This window comes from Streptomyces sp. P3 (genome assembly GCF_003032475.1).
Classification (GTDB): domain Bacteria; phylum Actinomycetota; class Actinomycetes; order Streptomycetales; family Streptomycetaceae; genus Streptomyces.
In genome coordinates this window covers 5,922,009-5,945,216 of record NZ_CP028369.1, presented here as the reverse complement: position 1 = coordinate 5,945,216, position 23,208 = coordinate 5,922,009, and the positions used below count along the sequence as shown (strand labels likewise).

At 71.5% G+C, this 23,208-nt stretch carries 16 protein-coding genes; 5 read left to right on the top strand and 11 right to left on the bottom strand.

From position 1 onward, the window contains the following. Positions 1-61: 61 nt before the first annotated feature. The 6 genes from C6376_RS26280 to C6376_RS26255 all read right to left on the bottom strand — a co-directional run bounded on the left by C6376_RS26280 (position 62) and on the right by C6376_RS26255 (position 8,576). Positions 62-535, bottom strand: coding sequence for a carboxymuconolactone decarboxylase family protein (locus C6376_RS26280; RefSeq protein ID WP_107445693.1), 474 nt, complete (start codon positions 533-535; stop codon positions 62-64). Between the two features lie 121 nt (positions 536-656). Continuing rightward, positions 657-2,843: a glycoside hydrolase family 127 protein gene (locus tag C6376_RS26275; RefSeq protein WP_173985734.1), complete on the bottom strand. Its 2,187-nt coding sequence runs from the start codon at positions 2,841-2,843 to the stop codon at positions 657-659. A gap of 181 nt (positions 2,844-3,024) precedes the next feature. Beyond that, entirely contained in the window at positions 3,025-5,115 is a 2,091-nt protein-coding gene (locus C6376_RS26270) for a glycoside hydrolase family 127 protein (RefSeq protein ID WP_216825608.1), read from the bottom strand. A gap of 185 nt (positions 5,116-5,300) precedes the next feature. After that, positions 5,301-6,122 carry a carbohydrate ABC transporter permease gene (locus tag C6376_RS26265; RefSeq protein WP_107445692.1) on the bottom strand — a complete coding sequence of 274 codons (822 nt, stop codon included), beginning with the start codon at positions 6,120-6,122 and terminating at the stop codon, positions 5,301-5,303. A gap of 29 nt (positions 6,123-6,151) precedes the next feature. After that, entirely contained in the window at positions 6,152-7,114 is a 963-nt protein-coding gene (locus C6376_RS26260) for a carbohydrate ABC transporter permease (RefSeq protein ID WP_107449197.1), read from the bottom strand. A gap of 148 nt (positions 7,115-7,262) precedes the next feature. Then, complete coding sequence (locus tag C6376_RS26255; protein WP_107445691.1) at positions 7,263-8,576, bottom strand: sugar ABC transporter substrate-binding protein; 1,314 nt, start codon at positions 8,574-8,576, stop codon at positions 7,263-7,265. Between the two features lie 204 nt (positions 8,577-8,780). On the opposite strand from C6376_RS26255, the gene C6376_RS26250 reads away from it, so the two are divergent. From C6376_RS26250 to C6376_RS45450, 4 genes are all read left to right on the top strand, one after another. Beyond that, entirely contained in the window at positions 8,781-9,809 is a 1,029-nt protein-coding gene (locus tag C6376_RS26250; protein WP_107445690.1) for a LacI family DNA-binding transcriptional regulator, read from the top strand. A gap of 165 nt (positions 9,810-9,974) precedes the next feature. Continuing rightward, entirely contained in the window at positions 9,975-13,235 is a 3,261-nt protein-coding gene (locus C6376_RS26245; protein ID WP_173985733.1) for a discoidin domain-containing protein, read from the top strand. After that, complete coding sequence (locus C6376_RS26240) at positions 13,232-14,728, top strand: family 43 glycosylhydrolase (RefSeq protein WP_107445688.1); 1,497 nt, start codon at positions 13,232-13,234, stop codon at positions 14,726-14,728. Before C6376_RS26245 ends, C6376_RS26240 begins: the two co-directional genes overlap by 4 nt. A 4-nt stretch (positions 14,729-14,732) precedes the next feature. Further along, a complete protein-coding gene (locus tag C6376_RS45450; protein ID WP_107445687.1) occupies positions 14,733-15,890 on the top strand; it encodes an RICIN domain-containing protein in 1,158 nt (385 codons plus the stop codon). An 81-nt stretch (positions 15,891-15,971) separates the two neighbouring features. Here C6376_RS45450 and C6376_RS26230 read toward each other — a convergent pair whose 3' ends face one another. The 4 genes from C6376_RS26230 to C6376_RS26215 all read right to left on the bottom strand — a co-directional run bounded on the left by C6376_RS26230 (position 15,972) and on the right by C6376_RS26215 (position 21,136). After that, positions 15,972-16,790 carry a hypothetical protein gene (locus tag C6376_RS26230; RefSeq protein ID WP_107445686.1) on the bottom strand — a complete coding sequence of 273 codons (819 nt, stop codon included), beginning with the start codon at positions 16,788-16,790 and terminating at the stop codon, positions 15,972-15,974. A gap of 57 nt (positions 16,791-16,847) precedes the next feature. Next, on the bottom strand, positions 16,848-18,002 hold the full coding sequence (locus C6376_RS26225; protein ID WP_107445685.1) for a PP2C family protein-serine/threonine phosphatase: 1,155 nt from the start codon (positions 18,000-18,002) through the stop codon (positions 16,848-16,850). A 113-nt stretch (positions 18,003-18,115) separates the two neighbouring features. Then, entirely contained in the window at positions 18,116-18,874 is a 759-nt protein-coding gene (locus C6376_RS26220; protein WP_107445684.1) for an IclR family transcriptional regulator, read from the bottom strand. A 129-nt stretch (positions 18,875-19,003) separates the two neighbouring features. Continuing rightward, positions 19,004-21,136: a SpoIIE family protein phosphatase gene (locus C6376_RS26215; protein WP_107445683.1), complete on the bottom strand. Its 2,133-nt coding sequence runs from the start codon at positions 21,134-21,136 to the stop codon at positions 19,004-19,006. Positions 21,137-21,292: 156 nt separating this feature from the next. Between C6376_RS26215 and C6376_RS26210 the strand changes: the two genes are divergently transcribed. Next, a complete protein-coding gene (locus C6376_RS26210) occupies positions 21,293-21,616 on the top strand; it encodes an antibiotic biosynthesis monooxygenase (protein ID WP_107445682.1) in 324 nt (107 codons plus the stop codon). Positions 21,617-21,927: 311 nt separating this feature from the next. Here C6376_RS26210 and C6376_RS26205 read toward each other — a convergent pair whose 3' ends face one another. Next, on the bottom strand, positions 21,928-22,866 hold the full coding sequence (locus C6376_RS26205; protein ID WP_107445681.1) for a PmoA family protein: 939 nt from the start codon (positions 22,864-22,866) through the stop codon (positions 21,928-21,930). Positions 22,867-23,208 lie beyond the last annotated feature (342 nt).

The window sequence follows — 23,208 nt, the reverse complement described above, 5'->3', positions numbered from 1 at the left end:
CGATCGGCCGGTCCGCCGTCGCGGACATACCCGCCCGTCAGTCCGTCAGTCCGTCAGTCCGTCAGCCGAACATGCCGGGCCGGTAGCCGCCGGCGGGCTGCCGGACGATGACGTTCAGACGGTTGTAGGCATTGATGAGCGCGATGAGCGCCACCAAGGCCGTGAGCTGCTCCTCGTCGTAGTGCTTCAGGGCGTTCGCCCAGACCTCGTCGGGCACGCCGCCCGCCGCGTCGGCGATGCGCGTGCCCTGCTCGGTCAGCTCCAGCGCGGCGCGCTCGGCGTCGCTGAACACCGTGGCCTCCCGCCACACCGCGACCAGGTGCAGGCGCTGATCGGACTCGCCCGCGTGCACGGCGTCCTTGGTGTGCATGTCGGTGCAGAATCCGCAGCCGTTGATCTGGCTGGCCCGCAGCATCACCAGTTGCTGGACCGTGCCGGGCAGCGTGGACCGCGCGACGGCCTTGCCCGCCGTGTTGAAGTGCTTCATCAGAGTGCCGGCGAACGGGGTGCCGAGCAGGTCGAGACGCGCTTCCATGATGATCTCCTTGCCGTGTCGGGGCTTACACGGCAATGACGGCTCGCGCCGCCGACGTGTGACGGACGGCGGCGGAGGCCGCATGTGACGTGCGTCTCCCCGGGTGCAGGCGGCTGTGCCGTCAGCGGCGCAGGTTCGCGGCGGTGGCGGCGGCGACGACGCGGTCCCGTTCGGCGGCCGTGAACCTCCCGTCGGCCCGCCAGGCGTCGGCCAGGGCGCGTACCGCGGCCAGAAAAGCGGCGGAGGTCGCGAAAGGCGCCTGCTGCCACAGGACGTCGAGGAAGGTCAGGCCGTCGCCGCGGGAGCGGTTCGGCACACCCGAGTCGGACCTGCCGAAGACGACGACCGGCTCCACGCGCCGGAAGTAGGCGTGGTAGCGGGCGTCGTCCGCCACATGGAACGGGGCCAGGGTCAGACCGTGTGTGGTGAAGTACTGCGGACGGCCCTCGGGACGGATCGCGTCGGCCAGGTCGCCGCGCAGGGTGAAGTCCTTGTAGAACGAGAACTGCCGGAAATCCGTCGCCTGGCTCCGCGCGACCAGCAGCACCGGCCCGTGGAAGAGGGACTGCACGGACGGGTCGTCCGACGCCCGCTCCACGCGCAGGCGGTAGGGCGCGGAGACGGTGACCCGGTCGCCGCGCCGCCAGTTCCTGCGCAGGGTGAGGTAACTGCCGGGGGAGGCCGACGCCTGCTGCTGGACCCCGTTCACGGCGACGGTGAAGCCGGCCGTGGCCCAGGACGGGACCCTGAGCTTCAGGTCGAGGCTGCCATCGCCCTCGCGGAACGTCAGCGTGCGGACGCCCTCCGCCGGGTAGGCGCTCGTCTGCTCCAGGACGAGCCCCCGCTCCGGCCACCGCAGGGTCGAGGCGAGGTACAGGTTGACGTACAGCGCGTCGCCGGCGGCCGAGCGGAAGTACACCGAGTCCTGGTACTTGGTGTGGTTCTCCATGCCCGTCCCGCCGCAGCAGGTACCGGTGTTGTCGTACTGGCGCACCGTCCCCGGGCCCATGCCGACGAAGTAGGTGACCTCCGGGCTGGTCGTGCTGCTCGCGTCCCGGCGGGAGGCCAGGATGTGGTTGGTCAGGCCGCGCTCGTAGTAGTCCATGTAGGCGGCGTCCGGCGCGTGGAAGAACAGCTGACGGCTCAGTTTGAGCATGTTGTACGTCGCGCAGGTCTCGGCGTTGTCGTCGCCGAGGGTGGCCGCGATCGCCCCCCGGGCCCGGAAGATCTCCCCCTTGCCGGCGCCTCCCTGGCTGTAGGTGCGCGGACCCACGACCATGCCCCAGAAGTTGCGGGCCGCGGCCGCGTACTCCTCCTCACCGGTGTGGTCGAAGAGCCGTACGTACCCGGTGAACTGGGGGATGTGCTGGTTGGCGTGCCGGCCGTCCAGGACGTCCCGGCCGTCGGCGCAGGCGTCCAGGAGCGCGGTGTTGTCGAAGCAGCGGGCGGCTGCGAGGTGCTCGGCCCGCCCGGTGAGCGCGTACAGGTCCGCCATCACCTCGTTCATCCCGCCGTACTCGCCTGCTATGTAGATCGACCACATGCGCTCCAACTGCGCCTTCGGCAGCCGGCCGAGGCGGCTGTGCACCCAGTCGCCCATCTTCGAGGCGATGGTCAGCGCCTGCGCGTTCCCGCCCAGGGTGTGCGCGTCGAGCAGCCCGCGCATGATCTTGTGGCAGGTGTAGTAGGGGGCCCAGATGGTGGGGTAGGTCGTGTAGCTCTCGAGCAGGATGAACTGGGTCTCCGGGTAGGCCGCCAGATAGCCGGGGTGACTCGGCTTCGGCGAGCCGTGGTCGGCCAGCGCCGTCTGGCACTCGCCCAGTGCGGTCACCAGGTGATCGAGCTTGGTCTTCAGCGCGCTCTCGCGGGTGTCGGCGTACGCCTGGGCGACGAGCGTGAGGAAGTGGCCGCCGTAGTGGCCGCGCAGATTGCCGTCGGAGGTCTCCCAGCCGCCCGGCGGCCGGGCGCCGCGGGTGTCGAGCCCGGCGTTGGCCCGGAAGACGGCGAGGATCCGGTCGGCGGGGTAGGACCTGGCGTAGCCGAGCATCAGGTCGCGCTTGCGACGGAAGACGCCGTCGCCGAGCGTCACCCGGTCCAGGGCGAAGGGCTGGACCGCCCAGGTCGGCGGGACGGGCGCGGCGACCGCAGCGGGAGCCGCAGGGACGGCGGACGCCCGGGACGCCGCTGTCGCCGTGGCCGGCTCGGCGGCGGCACGGGACGCCGCGGGCGTCGCGTGCAGCAGCGGCACTGCGGCCGCGGTCCCGGCGGCCAGTCTCAGCAGACCGCGGCGAGAGGGGGGTTGGGACATGGTCGGACTCCCATCGTGGGGGCGTGGGTGGTCGGGTCGGACAGTGGGGATGTCACGGTCGGAGGGATGTCGCCGAAGGCCGGGCGCGGCACGCCGGCGCGGGCGCCCGTTCCGTGCGCCCGGGTCCATGCGCCGGCCCGGCGCTTCCCGCGGCGCACGGCTGCGCCCGGCCGGTGCACGGCTATCTGCCGGGGGGTTCGGTCGGCGGTCGCGTCGTCGGCAGCCACACGCGCATCGTCGAGGGGCCGCGGTTCGCCCAGGAGTGATAGGGCACGAGGACGATGTCGGCACGCTCACCGTCCGGCACGGCGGCCTCGTCGAGCGGCGCGTACGGCCACCGTGTGTCGGCGTCCGGTACCGCCCGGCCGTCGCCCTCCGCGTCCACGCCTGCTGCTGCGTCCGTGTCGGCGGCTGCGCGTGTGTCTGTGTCTGCGGCGGAATCGGCCGGCTCGCCGGACCTTCCGCCCTGCGCCCCTGGTGGTGCGTCCGGGGCCGCGACCAGTGCGCCGGCCGCCACGACGGTGCCGTCCGGCCCGTCCTGCGGCGGGACGGAGGGGTTCACCCGGACGGCGTCCACCTCGTGGCCCGGCGGGAGGTCGACGGACTCGGCGCAGTAGACGAGCGGCCCGCGCTGCACGGCGGCGGTGCCGCGTACCGCGTCGATGCGGGGGTCGGGTGCGATCCAGCGCGGGGCCACGGGCAGCTCCAGCCGTATCTCGTCGCCGGGCCGGAAGCGCCGGGTGACGGCGGCCGTACCCGGCGTCACGGCACGGCGCACCCCGTCCGGGTCGACCAGTCGGGCGGCGTCGCCCGTCGCCCATGCCGGCACCCGCAGCGACAGGGTCCAGGGGTGCTCCGGCGAGCGGTCGATCCGTACGGTGACGCTGCCGTCGGACGGGTAGTCGGTGCGCACGTGCAGGGCGACGTCCCGGCCCTCGGAGAGGGAGGTGGCGAGCTCGGCGTCGGCGTACTGGTGCAGTTGCACCCCGTCGTCGTCGGCCGTCGCCAGATAGGCGGGCAGCAGGGCGAGGGTCCGCGCCACGTTGGTCGGACAGCACGACACCGCGAACCAGGGGGCGCGCAGGCCCGATTCGGCGCGCGGGCTCTGCGCGTCGGCGGCGGGTGTCGTGCCGCGGCGGCGCCGGTGCAGGGTGTTGGCGTAGAAGAAGGTCCTGCCGTCCTGTGACGGCGAGGTCGCCACCACGTTGAACAGGGTCCGCTCGGCGAGGTCGGCGTAGCGCGGTTCGCCGGTGGCCAGCAGCAGCCGCCAGTTGAGCATCACGGAGGCGACGGCCGCGCAGGTCTCCGAGTAGGCGCGGTCAGGGGGCAGGACGAAGTCGTCGCCGAAGGACTCGTCCCGGTGGTGGGAGCCCATGCCGCCGGTCAGGTAGGTGCGCCGGGCGACCGCGGCCTCCCACTGCCGGACGACCGAGTCGAGCAGGGCGTCGTCCCCGGTCTCCACCGCCACGTCGACGGCGCCGGCCGCGAGGTAGAGGGCACGTACGGCGTGGCCGCGCAGCGCGGTCGCCTCCCGGACGGGCACGTCGTCCTGGTAGTAGGCGCGGCCGAACTCGGGCTCGGCGAGGGTGTGCCGGCCGCGACGGTCGACGAAGAGCGCGGCCTGGTCGAGGTAGCGCTGTTCGCCGGTCGCCCGGGCCAGTTCCACCAGGGCCGTCTCGATCTCCGGGTGTCCGCAGACGCGTTCGATGCCGCCGGGGCCGAAGGCCGCGCACACGTGGTCGGCGGCGCGCCGGGCGATCTTCGCCAGCTCGCCCTCACCGCGGGCCCGGGTCTGGGCCACGCCGGCCTGGATCAGATGCCCGTAGCAGTACAGCTCGTGGCCCCACTCGAGGTCGCTGTACCGGGGCTGTTGACCGGGGCGGCCGAAGGCGGTGTTGAGGTAGCCGTCCGGTTCCTGGGCGGGTGCGATGGTGTCGGTGAGTGCGGCGATCTGCGCGTCGAGGGCGGCGCCGGAGCCGTGGGCGGCCTCCCAGGCCATGGCCTCGATCAGCTTGTAGACGTCGGAGTCGGCGAACTCGCGGCCACGCCGGTCCCGGTGGATCCGGCCTTCCACCGCGGCGCGGAAATTGCCGGTCCAGCCGACGCGTTCCATCCAGTCGCGGCAGTGGTCGATTGTCGCGGTCGCGTTGACCTGTCGGCGCCGGGCCCAGAAGCCCCCGGTGATCCTGACCTCGTCGAGACCCAGCGGTCGCAGCCGCCCCCGGCTCGGCGCCACCGGCAGGACGGCTGACCGCGTCGTGTTCTCCCTCACCAGTTCATGCCTTCGGTTCGTCCTCTCGGTTGCCCGTCAAGGGTGTCCAGGTGGTCGTCGGTCCGAATGGGTCCGGGTCGGTCGGGGTCGGTCGGGGTCGGTCGGCCGTCCGGGTCGGTCCCCGCGGTCCCGCCGGTCGGGGCCGGTCCGGCCTCCGCGGCGGTCCGGGCGGTCGGGCGGGCGCCTCAGCCCTTGAGCGCGCCCGACATGAAGCCCCGCACGTAGTGCCGTTGGAGCAGCAGGAAGAGGAGCAGGCAGGGCACGGCGAGGACCACCACCCCGGCCTCGGTGGCGCCGTAGTCGACGGCGCCCATGCTCTGCTGCCGCAGGTTCGCGACGGCGAGCGGCAGCGGGGCCTTCTGGCTGTCGGAAATGAGGATCAGCGGTGCGATGAAGTCGTTCCAGGCCGCGAGGAAGGCGAAGAGACCCACGGTGATCAGTCCCGGCCGCACCGCCGGGAGCAGGACCCGGCGCAGCGCGCCCGCGGTGCCGCAGCCGTCGACGAGGGCGGACTCCTCCAGTTCTCGCGGCACCGCTTCGAAGGAGATCCGCATCATGAAGGTGGCGAAAGGCAGTTGGAACATCGCCAGCACCAGGCTCAGTCCGAGCAGCGAGTTCTGCAGATGGAGCCTGCCGAGCAGCACGTAGAGCGGGATGAGCAGGGTGGCGTACGGGACCATGAGGATCGCCAGCGTCAGCAGGAACAGCAGGTTCTTGCCCGGGAACTCGAAGCGTGCGAAGGCGTAGCCGCCGAGCAGCGAGACCCCGAGCGTCAGGGCGACGGTGAGCACGGAGACGACGGCGCTGTTGCCGAGGTAGCGCCACAGTCCGGCGTCGTAGTCGAGCAGCGTGCGGTAGTTGCCGAGGCCGTAGCCGGACTCCTGCGCGGTGCCGGGCTGGGCGCTGACCGACGCCCAGGCGTTCCACACCAGCGGGAAGAGGAAGATGACGGCCAGTCCTGCGGAGACGACGTAGTGGGGCGTCCGGCCGAGGGCTCGGGTGAGCACCGTGGGGTCCCTTCTCCAGGAGGCGGGGGTCATGACTCGTCGGAGCGGCGCAGACCGCGGAACTGCAGGGCGTTCAGCAGGAGCAGCGCGCCCAGCACGAGGATGGACAGGGCGGCCGCGGTGCCGAGGTTCAGCCGCTGGAACGCCTCGCGGTAGATGAGCTGCACGACGGTGACGGTGCTGTTGTCGGGTCCGCCCTTGGTGAGGACGAAGAACTGGTCGAAGGCCAGCAGTGAGCCGGTGACGCAGAGCAGCAGGGACAGGGCGAGCGACGGACGCAGCAGCGGCAGGGTGATGGAACGGAAGATCTGGCCGCGGCTCGCGCCGTCCATCCGGGCGGCCTCGTACACCTCGTGCGGGATGCGCTGGAGACCCACGAGGAGGATCAGCATGTAGAAGCCGGCGAACTTCCAGACGACGAGGAAGACCGTCGACAGCAGCGCGGAGGTGGGGGTGCCGAGGAAGGACACCGGGTCGTCGACGAGGCCGAGGTGCTCGAGGATGCTGCTGAGCGGTCCGGTGGTGGGGCTGTACAGGCCCCAGAACAGCAGCGAGGCCGAGGCCAGGCCGACTGCGCCCGGCAGGAAGTAGACCGTGCGGAAGAAGCCGGCGCCGGGGCGGGACTCCTGGACGAGCAGGGCGAGCAGCAGGGCAAGACCCAGGAGGACGACGGTGACGACCGCCGTGTAGAGGAGGGTGAAGCGCACTGCGGGCCAGAACAGCGGGCTGTCCATGACGTCGGTGTAGTTCTCGGGGGCGTTGGCGCCCTGGTCCCCCGCGAGCAGCGGCCATTCGTCGAGGGACATCTGTCCGACGAGCACCAGGGGCAGCAGGAAGAAGACGGTGACGAAGACGGCCGTGGGGGCGGCGTAACCGAGCCCCTGGATCCTTCGGGAATGCCGGCGCGGGGCGGCGGGGCGGGGGCTGCGGGCTGGGCGCCGTGTCGGGGGCGGGTGCTCGGCGGTCGCCCGGTCGGGCGCCTTGACCTGCATGGCTCTCCTCTGCCGTGTGCGGTGGGAGGGGTCGTGCGGGAGCACGGCGTCCGGCCGCGTGTCCGTGCCGTGCATCCGTGCCGTGCGCCCGCGTCGTTCGTCCGTGCCGTGCGCCCGCGTCGTACCGCGTCGGGCGAGGTCGTGCGGATCAGTCGGCCAGGGAGGCGGTGACGGCCTTGTTGTCCTTGTCGAGCGACGCCCCGTCACCGAAGACCGCGTCGCGCATCATGGACAGCCAGGGCCCGTTGGGGTCGTTGAAGGTCTGTCCGAACTTCAGGGCGTACGGGGTGCGGCCGTCCGCGACCAACTGGTTGATGGCGACCAGACGGGGGTCGGCGGCGGAGTACTTGTTGGCGGCGAGGTCGGTGCGGGCCACGACGTCCTTGTGCGCGGCGACCACGTTCACCTGGGCCTCGTCTCCCAGTGACCAGGCGAGGAAGTTCCAGGCCTGGTCGACCTTCTTGCTGGTGGCCGAGACGCCGACGGCGTCGCCGCCGACGAAGGTGGACTTGCCGCCGTCGGGCCCGGGGATGGGTGCGACGCCGAGGTCGAGGTTCTTGGGCATCAGGCCCAGCGTGGTCGACGGCATGGGCATGACCCCGACCTTGCCCTTGGGGAAGACACCGGTCCAGGTGGCGCCGGTCTCGTCGCGCGCGCCGGGGGCCACGATGTCGTCCTTCACCCATCCGCGGTAGGTGTCGTAGACCTTCTTCGCGGTGGCGGAGTCGAGGTTCGCCCCGGTGCCCTCCTTGTTCAGCACATCCTCTCCCCCGGCCCAGATGGACGGCCACCAGGTGAAGACGCCGCAGCCGCCGCAGTTGCCGCCGAAGAAGGTGCCGTCGACTCCGCCGCCGAGCGCGTCCACGGCCCGGGCCTGGCGGTCCCAGTCGGCGAGGGTGGCGGGCGGCTTCTCCGGGTCGAGCCCGGCCTTGCGGTAGAGGTCCTTGTTGTAGAAGAGCACCGACAGGTCCAGCGTGTGCGGGACGACGTACTTCCTGCCCTCGTACGTGCCGGCCTTGATGTGTGACTGGGCCAGGCTCGCGGCGAACGGCAGGGCGTCGATGCGCTCGGTGAGGTCGGCGTAGAGCTTGCTGGTGGTGTAGTTCGGCACGAACACCACGTCGGAGGCGAAGAGGTCGGGGAGGTCGTGGGAGCCGGCCGCCGCACCCACCTTGGCCTGGTAGTCGTCGGTGGGGACGACGGTCAGCTCGATCTTGTTCTTGTGACTGGCGTTGTAGGCCTTGACCAGGGCCTCGCTCTGCGGCCGGGTCGCCGCCCGTGTCCACATGGTCAGCGTGGCGCCGTCGTCGACGCCCTTGGCGTCGGCACTCCGGTCGGACCCGCCGGCGGAGTCGCCGTCCCCCGATCCGCAGGCCGTGATCAGGCTCGCGGTGGCGAGGAACGCGACGACGCCGACGGTGAGTCTGCGGACGGGTCCACGTGGTCCGGTCGTGCTCCCCATGACGATCCCCCTAGTGTGGGCTCTTCGAACGGAAAGGAACCGAAAAGGCTTTCTGAAAACTAGGACCCGACTGACAGCCCGTCAATCCCCCTGCAGCAAGCGGTATTGCGGGCTCCACCGAAACCTGTGAAACCGTCCCGGCCGGGCCCCGGCCGAAACAACTCGCGTACGGTTTACTCACGCGCCGCGCGACAGGAGACCCTCATGACACCGGCCCCCGGCACCTCTCGTTCGCACCCCGCCACGCTCAGTGACGTCGCCCGGCTGGCCGGCGTGTCCATCGCCACCGCGTCCAAGGCGCTCAACGGCCGCAGCCAGGTGCGCGCCGAGACCCGGCAGCGGGTGATCGAGGCCGCCGAGCGGCTGGCCTTCCGGCCGAACCAGCTGGCCCGCGGACTGCTCGTGGGACGGTCGGGCACCGTGGGGCTGCTCACCAGCGACCTCGAGGGCCGTTTCAGCATCCCGATCCTGATGGGCGCGGAGGACGCGTTCGGGGCGGGCGAGGTCGCCGTGTTCCTGTGTGACGCCCGGGGCGACGCCATCCGTGAACAGCACCATGTCCGGGCGCTCCTGGGACGCCGCGTCGACGGACTCATCGTGGTGGGCAGCCGGACCGACCCCCGCCCGTCCCTGGGGCGCGAGCTGCCCGTGCCCGTGGTCTACGCCTACGCGCCGTCGGACGATCCGGCGGATCTGTCCATCGTCCCCGACAGCGTCGACGCCGGCCGGACCGCGGTGGAACACCTGCTGGCCTGCGGGCGCACCCGGATCGCGCACATCACCGGCGACCCCGGGTACGTCGCGGCGCGGGAGCGGGCCGAGGGCGCCGGGGCCGCGCTGGCCGACGCCGGTCTCGCGCCGGTCGGCGAACCACGGTTCGGCGCCTGGACGGAGGGCTGGGGGCGGGCGGCCACCGCGCTGCTGCTGGACCGGCATCCGGATCTCGACGCCGTGCTGTGCGGCAGCGACCAGATAGCCCGCGGCGTCATGGACGTCCTGCGGGAGCGCGGTCACCGGGTGCCGGAGGACGTGGCGGTGATGGGCTTCGACAACTGGCAGGTCCTGACCGCCTCTTCGCGCCCGCCGCTGACCAGCGTCGACATGAACCTGGAACAGGTGGGGCGGGCGGCCGCGCACGCCCTCTTCCTCGCGATCGGCGGCGCGCGGCGCTCGGGGATCGAGACGGTGCGCGGCCGGGTGGTCATCCGGGAGTCGACAGCGCCGCTGTCCTGAACCGCGCTCCCCGGGGCTCCGGTGCGGCCGGTGAACTCGTGCTCAAGCGCTTTCCCTTGACACGGCATCAGCTCGCTCCTACGTTGCGAAAACCTTTTAGGTGAGTTTCCTCGCACGTATGTCAGGCGCATGACACCCCGATACCGCCAACCGGAGAGGGAGCCCATGAAGCGCCTCCTCGTCGCCCTCGTGCTCATCCTGTGTTCCGTCTGTTCCGTCAGCCCGGCCTCCGCCGCGCAGACCATCGGGTTCCCCGTCTTCAGCGGGCCCGCGATCCCGGCACCGCCCGTCGCCTACACGCCCGGTGACATGATGCGCAGCATCTACGACGCCGAGAGTTCCGGCACCGATTTCTGGATGGACCGTCTGCTCGCCCGCTCCGGCGACGACCCGGCCGGACCCTGGCTGATGAGCCGGGGGCGTGCGCTCTTCATGAAGACCCACGACCCGGCGGTTCTCGGTTTCGGCGGCCATGTCGCCTACTGGGAGAGCATCAACGACAACAACGCCTACACCGTCGCGATCACCCCGGGTACCTTCACCGAGCAGGTCTCCCAGCGCCGGCAGGTTCCGAGCCACTGGAGGAGCGTCCACACCAGCGGCTCGATCGCGGTCACCCAGACCAAGTTCATCACCGAGAACAACGTCGCCGTCACCAACCTGTCGATCAAGAACAACGGCAGCAGCTCCACCACCTTGCAGCTGCGGGCGACGTCGCCGTACGCCACGTCGGGAAGCGGCAGCGAACTGACCGGCCAGGTGAACGCCTACAACAACCTCACCACCATCCGGCCGCGGCTCACCGGCGACGGTTTCAGCGTCTCCGGCGGCGGCCTGAACCGGTCCGTCACCGTCGGCGCCGGCGCCACGGTGACCACGAAGGTCGTGATGGGCTTCGTCACCGACGAGCTCCCCGACTCGCTCACCGAGTACAACGCGTACGCGGGCTACAGCGACGCCACCGCCTTCGCCACCCACGTCAAGGCCTACAACCTGTGGTGGGCGAAGAACGTGCCCTACATCGACGTGCCCGAGCCCGCGATCAAGAAGAACATCTACTACCGCTGGTGGCTGATGCGCTTCAACAACCTCGACGCCGACATCCCCGGGCAGACCTTCCAGTTCCCGACGTCGACCGAGGGCGTCCTCGGGTACAACAACGCGATCGCGCTGACCCAGCCCATGCACATCGACGACCTCAAGTACCTGCGCGACCCGTCCTACGCCTACGGGGACTGGCTCAGCGTCGGGCAGACCTCCAAGGGCGGCCGCTTCCTCGACAACCCCGGCGACCCGGAGAACTGGTCCAACAGCTACACCCAGTACATCGCCGAAGCAGCCTGGAAGAGCTACCAGATCCACGGCGGGCAGCCGGCCATCGCCGGCAACCTCGCCCGCTACGCCGAGGGCGACGTCAAGGGGCAGCTCGCCTACTACGACCACGACAACAACAAGCTGATCGAGTACGACTGGGGCGCGCTGACCGGCAACGACGCCGACGCGGTGTCCTTCCACTGGAAGCCGGGCAACATGGACCGAGCCGAGTCCGCCTACCAGTACAGCGGCGCGCTCGCCGCCGCGCAGGCCTACGAGGCGACCGGCAACACCGCCAAGGCCGCCGAGATGCGCACCCTCGCGACGCAGATCAAGGACGCCATCGTCAACGTCCTGTGGAACCCGAACCGGCAGCTCTTCGAGCACCGGCTGAAGTCGACCAACGAGTGGGTCCCCTGGAAGGAGATCAACAACTACTACCCGTTCTCGGTCGGCGCCGTCCCCAACACGGTGACGTACAAGCAGGCCCTGCGCCTCTACGACGACCCCGCGCAGTACCCGGTCTTCCCCTTCTACACCGCCAACCAGGCCGACAAGAAGGCAGCGGCGGACGCCGGCAACCCCGGCTCCAACAACTTCTCCACCATCAACTCCACCGTGCAGTTCCGGCTGTACTCCTCCGTGCTGCGCAACTACCCCAACTCGTGGATGAACGCCACGGACTACAAGAAGCTCCTCTACTGGAACACCTGGGCGCAGTACGTCGGCGGCAACACCCAGTGGCCCGACGCCAACGAGTTCTGGGCCGACTGGAACGGCAGCAACATCGACTACCGCTCATGGATCCACCACAACATCCTGGGCAGCAGCAACTGGACGGTGATCGAGGACGTCGCCGGGCTCCGGCCGCGCAACGACGCCAAGGTGGAGGTCTCCCCCATCAACATCGGCTGGAGCCACTTCACCGTCAACAACCTCCGCTACCGCAACGCCGACCTGTCGATCGTCTGGGACGACCCGGCCGACGGGGTGGTGCGCTATCCCGGCGTCCCGGAGGGTTACTCGATCTACGTCAACGGCACCCGGGCCGCCACCGTCAACTCACTCGTGCCCTTCACCTGGGACCCCGCCACCGGCGATGTCACCACGAGCGGCACGGTCACCCACCACACGGCCGTGTCCGGACTGCAGGCACCCCAGCAGGTGGTGCAGAACAGCCCCCGGATGGTCGACATGCTCGCCAAGGCCGGTGTCGACCTCACCGCCGACCTGACCAACCTCGCCACCGGGGCGACGACCAGCGCCTCGTACACCGGCTCCGGCAGCAGCACCTCCGGCGCGGTGGACGGCTATCCCACCAACGAGCCCTTCTGGGGAGCCGGCGGGTCCCCCAACGGCCAGGACTGGTACGAACTGAACTTCGGCACGGCGCGCACCCTGAACGAGATGCGCCTGTACTTCAAGGACAGCCGCCCGGCCTCGGGGACCTACCGGGCGCCGTCCGCCTACGCCGTCCAGTACCACAACGGCAGTGCGTGGGTGGACGTGCCTGGCCAGACCAAGAGCCCTTCGGCGCCACGGGCCAACTACAACCTGGTGCGCTTCCCCGCGGTCACCGCCCAGCGCGTGCGGATCCTGGCCACCAACGCCTCCGGCGCCAAGACCGGTCTCACCGAGGTCAAGGCGTACAACCGGGGCGGTGTCCAGCCGCCTCAGCCACCGGCCAACCTGGCCACGTCCGCGACGGCGACGGCGTCCTACACCTCCCCCTGGGAGAGCGTCGCCGCGGTCAACGACGGGATCGACCCGCCGTCGTCCAACGACACGGTCAACCCGCGCTGGGGCACCTGGCCGGAGACCGGGCAGCAGTGGGCCGAACTGACCTGGCCGTCCGCGAAGACCGTCAACAAGGCCGACGTGTACTTCTTCGACGACGACGAGGGCATCGACATGCCGGCCTCCTGGAAGCTCCAGTACTGGAACGGCAGCGCCTACGCCGACGTGCCCGGCGCGAGCGGCTACCCGCTGGCCAAGAACCAGTACGACACCGTCTCCTTCACCGCCGTGAGCACCACCCGGCTACGGGTGCTGCTCACCGGCAACGGCTCCAACTCCGTCGGCCTCCTCGAAGCAAAGGTGTACGGACCGTGACCCGTTCCAGATGCCTGTCCGCGCTTTTCGCGGCGCTCCTTGTGGCGGTCGCCTTCCTGGTGGCTCCGCCCACCGCCTCCGCCGCCGTCGCGTTCACCTCGACGGGGGTCAACCTCAACGGCGGCAACTGCCTCGACCTGCCCGGTGGTTCGACGACGGCGGGGGCCCAGCTACGGGCCTTCTCCTGCGCCTCGGGCGCCAACCAGAACTTCGGGTACACCCTGGTCTCCGGCACCGCCGACACCTACACGATCACCGGGCAGTCCGGCCAGTGCGTCGACGTCTACGGGGCGTCCACGGCGGACAACGCGGCGATCATCCAGTGGCCCTGCCACGGCGGGACCAACCAGCAGTGGCGGCTCGTGCCGGTGGCGGTGAGCGGAACCGACAAGACCTTCAATCTGGTCTCCGTGAGCTCGGGCAAGTGCGTGACGCCGGGCGGCGGTTCGTCGGCCTCCGACACCAACCTGGTGCAGCTGCCCTGCGCCACGGCGAACGGCCGGGTGTGGCGGCTGCCCGCCTTCGCCGGCGGCGGCACCGGGACCAAGACCTTCACCAACCCGCTGTCCCAGCACGGGCCCGACCCCTGGCTGACGTACTACAACGGTTACTACTATCTCGCGACCACGACCTGGAACTCGACCGTCACCATGCGCAAGGCCAGCACCCTCGCCGGCCTCGCCTCCGCCTCCGACCAGGTGATCTTCAACCTCACCCGGCCCAACGGCGCCGGCACCATGTGGGCTCCCGAGTTCCATCTGCTCGACGGTCCGAACGGCAAGCGGTGGTACTTCTACTACACCGCCGGACGGGAGCCCTACGACCTGGGCACCCAGCGGATCCACGTGCTGGAGAGCGCGGGCCTCGATCCGATGGGCCCCTACAGCTTCAAGGCCGACCTGCTCGACCCGACCCAGGACAACACCTGGGAGCTCGACCCGGGCATCCTCCAACTGGACGGCCGGCTCTACCTGCTGGGCACCTTCTACAACGGCTCGCAGCCCATGTTCATCCGGCCGCTGTCCAACCCGTGGACGGCGAGCGGCACCCGGCGCGTGCTCTCCACGCCGACCTACAGCTGGGAGACGGTGGGCGGCGCGGTCAACGAGGGCGCCGAGGTCCTCCAGCGGGGCGGGAAGACGTTCATCGTCTACTCGGCCAGTCACTGCTCCACGCCCGACTACAAGCTGGGCATGCTCACCTACAACGGCGGCGACCCGCTCAGTTCCTCCTCCTGGGTCAAGTCGCCTAACCCGGTCTTCCAGCGGTCCAACGCCAACGGCGTGTACGCCCCCGGGCACAACGGCTTCTTCAAGTCGCCGGACGGCACCGAGGACTGGATCGTCTACCACGCCAACAACTCGACGAGCGGCGGTTGCGACATGAACAGGAGCACCAGAGCGCAGAAGTTCACCTGGAACGCCGACGGCACGCCGAACTTCGGCACACCCGTGGCCCTCGGCACCACCCTGCCCGCACCCTCGGGGGAGTAGCCGGATGACCCGATCCCGATTCCTGCCCCTGTGGGCGCTGGTGCTCACGCTGATGTTCGGCGCGGTGACGGGAGCCGTGGCGATCGCGCCGCCCGTTCACGCCGCCACGGCGTTCAGCTCCACCGCGGTGAACCGCAGCGGCGGCAACTGCCTGGACGTGCCGGGCAGTTCCACCGCCGACGGCCTCCAGCTCATCCAGTGGACCTGCCACGGCGAGCCCAACCAGAACTTCACCTTCACCCCGGTCGGCGGGACCACCGACCAGTACACCGTCGGCACGACCGGCGGGCGGTGCGTGGACGTCAACGGGGCGTCCGGCGCCGACAACGCCACGATCGTCCAGCGGGCCTGCGGCACGGGCGCGAGCCAGAAGTTCCGTCTGGTGCCCGTGACCGTCAGCGGCACGACCAACGTCTTCGGCCTGCAGTCGGTGTCCTCCGGCAAGTGCGTCACCCCGGCGGGAGACTCCTCGGCCTCCGGCACCGGCCTCGTCCAACTGCCCTGCACCGGAACGGGGGCCCGGACCTGGCGGCTGGCCGGCTTCACCGGCAGCGGCGGCGGCTCGACCCCGCCACCCACGAAGACCGTCCGGGTGTACTGGCTGAAGCCGTCCGACGTTCCCTTCGACCAGCGGTATCCCGACGGCATCGCCAAGGTGATGCGCGAGGCGCAGCGCTACTACCAGCAGGAGCTCGGCAAGACCTTCAAGCTGAACACCACCGTCGTGGAGGTCGTCAACGGCGACCAGCCGCGCAGCTGGTACGAGAACACACCCAACGGCGGTGACCGCTACTGGTGGGCCGTCACCAACATGCAGAACGAACTCGCCAGGAAGTTCGGCCTGAACAACCCCGACAGCCGTTGGCTCAACGTGGGCGAGATCAGCGCCGAGGGAGAAGGCGCGGGCGGGGGCGCGAGCCCCGGCTGGGTCGTCCTGAGCGGGCATGACGCCGACGGCGCCGCCGGCACCAGCGGACAGTCGATGAACCGCTGGTACGGCGGGATGGTGCACGAGCTCGGGCACGCGTTCGGCCTGCCCGACTCGTCCTCGACCGACGGCACACCGATGTCCGCGTCCTTCTACGACTACCCGAACACCCACTTCAGCCAGAGCCAGAAGAACCAGATCCTGGGCGGCCCCTACGGGAGCTTCCTGTCCTGACCCGGCAGCCCCCAAGGGCCCGACGGACTTCGGCGGGGCGTCGCACCGACGCCCCGCCGACGCGTGTCTCACACGGTGCCGTCAGGCGCATCCGCCGACGCGCCGGGTGCTGAGCGCCACGTCGTCCATGCGGACGTCGTACGACGACGGCGTCGGGCCGGACTGGTACAGCTGCCAGCCCAGCTTGAGGGTGTCGAAGCGCGGGAAGACGAAGTCGTCCGCGCTGCCGCCGTGCTCCTTGGTGGAGACGGTCAGATCGGAGCGCTCCACGCCGTCCTGGTACACGGTGACGCGGTTGTCGGTGGCGTCGAGGTGGAACTCCACGCAGCTCCAGGTCCCGGCCGTGGCGGGGGCGGAGGTGCGCCACGCGGTCCAGTCGCCGGTGGGGCCGAGGTCGGAGCCGACGCCCCAGAAGTTCGCCTGCGAGGTGGGAACGTACTGGCCGCCCAACGGGCGTACCAGCGTGGGGGCGTCGGACCCGGACGCCTCGGCGACGGTCCAGTGCGCCCAGTCGGGCGCGATCGGGAACCGGTCGACACGCAGCCGCAGCCGGGCCCAGAGGCTGTTCCCGGCGGGCGCGAGGTCGGACAGGACGAGGAAGGCGCGTCCGTTGCCCTCCGTGTGCAGCCGCAGTTCGCGGCCGTGGCCGGTCGCGCTGGGCTCGACGGTCAGGGAACCGTCCTTGGCGTCGGTGGTCCAGCCGTGGCCCGCGGTGACCGGACCGAGCGGGAGTCGGTCGAAGTTCTCGCGGACGAAGGTCCTGCGGGAGAGGGTGCCGTCCGCCGCGCGTGTGGGGCTGAGCGCGGAGGCGGCGGGGCCGGCAGAGGCGGTGGGGGGTAGCGCGAGCAGTGCGCCCGATGCGGCCAGCAGGGCGGCCGCGATCTTCCTCATGCGTGTCATGAGCACAGTCTGCGACACCGGGCAGGGCGATCACAGAGGTCGCCCGGGTCACCGAGGTCACACCGCGCTCTCCCCCAACGCCAGTCCTTCCAGGGCCGGTTGGGCGACGTCGGCGTCGGTCGCGCCTGCCGTCGGCTTGCGGATCAGCAGCAGCGCCGCGTCGTCGTGCAGTCGTCCGCCGACGTGCGTCAGCAGTTCCTCGTGGATCGAGTCGAGCGTGCGCGCCGGCTCGTCGCAGAGGTGGCGGGACAGTCCTTCGGCGAGCGGGTAGAACTCCCGGTGGCGGTCGCGGGCCTCGATGACGCCGTCCGTGTAGAGCAGCAGTTGGTCCCCGTCGGCGAACGGCAGCACCTGGAGGTCGGGCCGCTGGTCGGTGAGGGCGCGCAGACCGAGGGGCGGCGCCGGGTGGGGGCTCTCGACGGCCACGACGTCCTCGGACGAACGCACCAGCAGCGGCGGCGCGTGTCCGCAGTTGACCACTTCCAGCTCCCCCGGCCGCGGGTGCCCGGCGACGACGGCGGTGACGAAGTCGTCGGCGCCGAGGTTGCGCGCCAGGCTTCGCTCGATCCTGTCGACGACGGCGAGGAGATCGGGCTCGTCGTAGGCGGCTTCGCGGAAGACGCCGACCACGAGGGCGGCGGTCCCCACGGCGGGCAGCCCCTTGCCCCGCACATCGCCGACGATCAGCCTGACGCCGTAGGGGGTGGGCACCAGCGCGTAGAGGTCTCCGCCGATCCTCGCCTCCGCGGCGGCCGCGCTGTAGCGGACGGCGACCTCGAAGGGGCCGACCGTGGCGGGGACCGGCTTCAGCAGCGCGTGCTGCGCAGCCTCCGCGACGGAGCGGACGTCGGCGAGTACCTGCTCCCGGCGTGAGCGCAGCGCGCCGGCGAGGGCGCTCGCCAGGGTGACGGCCAGCAGGGCGGCCAGCACGGCCGTCAGCTCCGTGCCGGGCGCCCCGTCCCGGGTGCCGAGGGTCGCGCCGAGCACGGCGGCCAGGAGTCCGACGCAGAGAACACCGCGCGGCCCGTTCGTGGTGGCGGCCAGCGCGGGGCCGGCCGCCAGCAGGGGCAGCCAGGTCATCCCCGCTCCGCCGACGAGATCGACGAGCACGACGACGAAGACGATCAGGACGGGCAGGAGGGGACCTGCCGGCCGGCTTCCGAACAGCCGCGTCGGGATGGGGTCGCCACCATGCTTCCGGGCCTGACTCATGCTGGTTATGCAGTCCTCACCGTGCCCCGCGGCACATCGCATATGTCCGTTTCCTCTAGGAAAAGGGAGGGCTGCCGTCACTCACAAGGCGCAGCTTTTCAGATAATGAACGATCAGGCGCCCAGAGAAAGAGTCCTGGTCACGCGGTTCGCGGTGGGGATCAGCCGGTCCCGTACCTGCTCGATCCGGGACAGCCGGTCGGCGGGCAGGGAGACGCCGAGCGAGCCGATGACGTCGCCGCTGTAGACGGGGACGGCGACGCAGACCGTGCCGAGGGCGTACTCCTCGAGGTCGGTGACGGCCGGGGCCACGGGCGAGTCGTCCAGTCGCCGGATCAGTTCCGGAGCGCTGGTGATGGTCCTCGGGGTGAGGTCGGCGAGCTGGTGGCGCGAGAGGTAGTCCTGCCGGGCGTCGTCGTTCATCTCCCGCAGGACGGACTTGCCGAGGGCGGTGGCGTGCCCCGCGTCCTCGAAACCGACCCACAGGTCCACACGGGGCGTCCGCGGACCGTCCACGATCTCGGCGACCCGGATCTCGCCCTCCTCGTAGAACGTGAGGTAGGCGGCGGTCGTCAGCTCGTCCCGCAGCGCGGCGAGCGTCGGACGGACCCGGCCGAGCAGCGCCTGGCCGCGGCCCGCGGTGTGCAGCGTACGCAGCCGGTCACCGAGGATGAACCCGCCGTCCTCGAGTTTTTGCAGGTAGCCGTCGTGAACCAGGGTTCGCAGCAGGTGGTAGGCGGTGGCCAGGGGCAGCCCGGCCTCCCGTGCCAGCTGTTTCGCCGGCGCGCCGTTGTCGTGCTCGCTCACCGCCTCCAGCAGACGGAATGCCCGCTGCACGGAGTTGATGAGCGTGGGGCCGTCCCGCGCACTCATAGGACCAGCGTGCGCCCGGCGGACCGGGCAGGCAAGACACGGGCCGCCGGCCCCCTGGTGACGCCGCCGTTCCCGTTCCCTTTCCCGTGGTGGCGGCGTCGGTTTCGACGCACGCGCCGGCCGTCGCCGTCACCCGGCGAACGCCGACGCCGGGAACTGCGCCGACTCGCTCAGTCCGGCCCAGACCGTCTTGCCGCGGCGGGCGTGGCGGGTGCCCCAGTGCTCCGCCAGCTGGGCGACCAGCAGCAGGCCACGTCCGCCCTCGTCGAAGACCCGGGCCCGGCGCAGGTGCGGGGTGGTGTGGCTGCCGTCGGAGACCTCGCACAGCAGCCCGCGGTCGTGGATGAGGCGCAGCCTGATCGGGGGCCGGCCGTAGCGGATGGCGTTGGTGGCCAGTTCGCTGACCACCAGCTCGGCGGTGAAGGCGAGGTCCGCAAGGCCCCACTCGCCCAGTTGCCGGGAGACGTACGAACGGGCCCGGGCGACGGCGGCCGGGTCCGCGTCCAGATCCCAGGTGGCGACCTGGCGTGCGCCGAGGGCGTGGGTGCGGGCGAGGAGGAGGGCGACGTCGTCGTCCGGACGGTCGGGCAGCATGGTTTCCAGGACGGTGTCGCAGATCGCCTCCAGGGAGGCCTCCGGGCGGGCGAGGGCGTGGCGCAGCCGTGTCAGGCCCGCGTCGACGTCGTGGTCGCGGGCCTCGATCAGGCCGTCGGTGAACAGGGCGATCAGGCTGCCCTCGGGCAGTTCCACCTCCATCGCCTCGAAGGGCAGGCCACCCAGGCCCAGCGGCGGCCCGGGCGGCAGTTCCAGCAGCTCGACCGTGCCGTCCCGGCTGGTCAGGGCCGGTGGGACGTGGCCGGCGCGGGCCAGGGTGCACCGGCGGGAGACGGGGTCGTAGACGGCGTACAGGCAGGTGGCCCCCGTCTCGCCGAGGTGTTCGTCCGGGTCGTCGGAGGCCTCGCCGGAGGGGCGCAGCACCACGTCGTCCAGGTGCGTGAGGAGTTCGTCGGGCGGCAGGTCGATGTCGGCGAGAGTGCGCACCGCGGTCCGCAGCCGGCCCATGGTGGCGGCGGCGTGGATGCCGTGGCCGACCACGTCGCCGACCACCAGGGCCACCCGGGCCCCGGACAGCGGGATGACGTCGTACCAGTCGCCGCCCACGCCGGCCTGACCGCCGGCCGGCAGATACCGGTGGGCGACCTCCACTGCCGACTGCCGGGGGGCGTGCCGCGGGAGCAGACTGCGCTGCAGGGTGAGCGCGGTGGCCCGGGCGTGCGTGTAGCGGCGGGCGTTGTCGACGGCGATCGCCGCCCGGGCGGCGATCTCCTGGGCGAGCAGCAGGTCATCGTCGTCGTAGAGGTCGGGGTTGCGGTGCCGGCAGAACTCGGCGACGCCCAGCGTGCTGCCGCGGGCGCGCAGCGGCACCACCAGGGTGGAGTGGATGCGGTGCCCGTCCAGGCTTTGGTGGCCGTGGTGCCGGGAGGGCCGTCCGGTGGCCAGGGCGCGTGCGGTCGGTGATCCGTCGACGCAGGTGGTCAGCTGCCGCGCGGCGACGGCGGGGGGCTGCGCTTCGCGTGCGGCCGCGGGCGCCCGCGCGACCCGGCGCACGGCGAGCCGGTCCTGACCCGGGGTGTCGTCGCCGTGCAGCGCGGAGTCCAGCAGGTCGACGGTGACGAGGTCCGCGAACCGCTCCGCGGCGAGGTCGGCGAGCTCCTGGGTGGTGCGGGCGACGTCCAGAGTGGTCCCGATGCGCACGCCCGCCTCGTTCACCATCTCCAGCCGCCACTGCCGTCGGCGGTCGCGCTCCTCCTGGAAGGCGCTGACCTCCTGTTCCGAGGTGCGGTCGATGTACCCGGTCGTCGACGCGACCACATACCGGGTCGCCCTGCTGACCAGGGGCGCGTCGGCGGTGAACCGCGGCAGCTCCGCGATCAGCCGGTCGAGGACGACGCCCTGCGCCAGCCGGAAGGCCCGCAGCATCGCGTCCAGGGTCATGCCGTACCGGGCCAGGCGTCGAGCGCGCTCCAGGGCGCCCGGCGGTGCCTCGATCAGCTCCGGCTCGACAGAGCGCGCCAGGCCGGACAGCCCGGTCACGATGTACTCGGCGACGTTCTTCGACACCGTGCGGCCCATCTCCGGGGTCTCCCAGAGCGCGGGAAGGTCCCGTCGCAGAGCCTTCTCCACGTCGGCGGTCACCTCGTCCGCCCGCGCGCCCAGCTCGCGCGCGACGCGGGACACGAGACGGTCGACCTGGTCGTCCACACTTCCGACGGTACGCCGGATGCGGGCGCGCGCCCCGCCGGGCGGGCGGGTGGCGACTCCGCCCCGCCGCGCGGCACGGTCCCACGGCGGGTCCGCGAACCGCCGAACCGGTGGGGTGGCCGCCGGCCGGTGCGCCCGCGGGGGCAGGATGGGGGGATGAGCGTAGTCAAGATCAACGTACTGACCGTCCCGGCGGAGCAGCGGGAGACCCTCGAGAAGCGCTTCGCCGCACGCGGACACGCCGTCGAGGGTTCCGACGGCTTCGAGTGGTTCGAGCTGCTCCGCCCGGTGGAGGGCACCGACACCTACCTCGTCTACACGCGCTGGCGTGACGAGGAGTCGTTCCGGGCGTGGGCCGAGGGCCCGATGCGGGCGGCGCACCGGGGCGGCGCGGAGGGCGAGCGTCCCAAGCCCGCCGCCTCGGCCTCCACCCTCTGGTCGTTCGAGGTCGTCCAGCAGGTGCCGCCCAAGGGCGCGTAACGCACCGCGCGACCGGGCGGACACGACGGCGCGCACGGGCGGCCGACTCCGGCCGCCGGCCTCGGCCCGCGCCCGCGCCATGGTGGACGGCTCTCCGTGTGGGCGTCGCGCCGGTGCGCCCGGCCCGGTCGCGACGTAAGCCCCCGCGGCCCCTCGCCCACCTAGCGGGTGCGGTCCCCGCCCGGCACGCTGCTACGCCCTGCGCGAGGGCACAGCGGCGGGTGCGGGTGCAGGTCCAGGTGCGAGAGGGTCATCGAGGCGGAGGTGGGGGAGCCGGTCGTCGGGTGCGGCCGGCTCCGGCGCGGACGCGCTCACCACGGGAGGGTGCGCAGATACGCGCTCACGCGCTCGCGGTCCCAGACGCCGTCGGCGACGACCACCCGGTAGCGGTAGGCGAAGGACTCGCCCGGCGGCAGTGCGAACTCCTCGAAGAACGCCCAGGAGAACGCGACCGTCGGGATCGGTTCGGAGCGTACGAACCAGTGCGACTCGTGGATGGCGCTCCGCCCGTCGAGGTTCTCGGGCGCATGCGCGAAGACGAGGGTGGAGTGGGCGTCGACGTCGTCGTGCTCGGCGGTGAAGGCGAGCCACGGCCCCTGGGCGCCCATCAGCTTGTCGGCGTCCGCGCCGGCGCCCGCCCCGGTGTCCGGGACGAACACGGCGCCGCCGGTGAAGTCGCGGGGGCCGCGCCACTGCAGACCGGTGTAGCCGGCCGGTTCGCGCCCGGCGGTGGTCGGGGAGCCGAAGACGAGCGGTGCGTCACGCATGTTGGTGAGCCGGATCGACCAGTCCAGCGCCCACGCTCCGGCCGCTTCGTCGACGGAGTGGACCGTGAGGCCCCGCTGCTCGCGCGCCCATTCCTCGCCGCCGTGCGTGACCCAGGTGAGCTGCTCGGTGACGGCGAGCCTGTCGTCGGTCACCGTGAACGCCGGGAAGCCGTCGTGCCGCATCGAACCGACGCGTTCGGGCAGCGCCAGGTAGCCCCGACCGTGGACGTAGGAGTTGCCGCCCCAGAAGTTCTGGCCGGAGAGGTGACTCGCCGTCATCTGCAGGCCTTTGTGCCAGCGGTGGTCACTGGGCCGGTAGCCGGTCACGGTGCGGCCGGCGAGGGTGCGCACCGGGTGCGCGTAGGGCTTGGGCGACTCGAACGCGTCGGGGTCGGGGCGGTAGACGTACCGGAGGATCTCCGTCCCGTCCGCCGCCGCGACCGCGATGTGCTCGCCGTACGCGTGACTGACTCGGATGCTCATGCGCGCTCCTCGGGGCCCTTGCAGTCGCCGTGTGGGTGACGGAGCGGAGAAAGCGCTTGCTCCCGTGAGGCGACCCTAAGGGCGCGGCGAATGTCAGGACAACCCCTGTGTCCGAATGCGACGAGAGCCTTCACGGAATCGTTCCCGCCCTCGCATGTTCCCGCGTCGGAGCCCGGGACGGTTCGCGGGGTCACCGTCCCGGGCGGTGGACGGGCCGGTACGGCGCGGTCACCGGCCCGCCGACCACCGGCGCGGCCCCCAGGGCCGGCCGGAGCCCGCTCACGCCGACCGCCGGCTCGATCCTCTTTGTCGACCGGATCCCGGTGACCCCGACCACCGGCT

Bases quoted from the DNA above. Each gene is read 5' to 3' on its own strand.
- C6376_RS26280 (WP_107445693.1), bottom strand. From the start codon at position 535: ATGGAAGCGCGTCTCGACCTGCTCGGCACCCCGTTCGCCGGCACTCTG.
- C6376_RS26275 (WP_173985734.1), bottom strand. From the start codon at position 2,843: ATGTCCCAACCCCCCTCTCGCCGCGGTCTGCTGAGACTGGCCGCCGGG.
- C6376_RS26260 (WP_107449197.1), bottom strand. From the start codon at position 7,114: ATGCAGGTCAAGGCGCCCGACCGGGCGACCGCCGAGCACCCGCCCCCG.
- C6376_RS26255 (WP_107445691.1), bottom strand. From the start codon at position 8,576: ATGGGGAGCACGACCGGACCACGTGGACCCGTCCGCAGACTCACCGTC.
- C6376_RS26250 (WP_107445690.1), top strand. From the start codon at position 8,781: ATGACACCGGCCCCCGGCACCTCTCGTTCGCACCCCGCCACGCTCAGT.
- C6376_RS26245 (WP_173985733.1), top strand. From the start codon at position 9,975: ATGAAGCGCCTCCTCGTCGCCCTCGTGCTCATCCTGTGTTCCGTCTGT.
- C6376_RS45450 (WP_107445687.1), top strand. From the start codon at position 14,733: ATGACCCGATCCCGATTCCTGCCCCTGTGGGCGCTGGTGCTCACGCTG.
- C6376_RS26230 (WP_107445686.1), bottom strand. From the start codon at position 16,790: ATGACACGCATGAGGAAGATCGCGGCCGCCCTGCTGGCCGCATCGGGC.
- C6376_RS26225 (WP_107445685.1), bottom strand. From the start codon at position 18,002: ATGAGTCAGGCCCGGAAGCATGGTGGCGACCCCATCCCGACGCGGCTG.
- C6376_RS26220 (WP_107445684.1), bottom strand. From the start codon at position 18,874: ATGAGTGCGCGGGACGGCCCCACGCTCATCAACTCCGTGCAGCGGGCA.
- C6376_RS26210 (WP_107445682.1), top strand. From the start codon at position 21,293: ATGAGCGTAGTCAAGATCAACGTACTGACCGTCCCGGCGGAGCAGCGG.
- C6376_RS26205 (WP_107445681.1), bottom strand. From the start codon at position 22,866: ATGAGCATCCGAGTCAGTCACGCGTACGGCGAGCACATCGCGGTCGCG.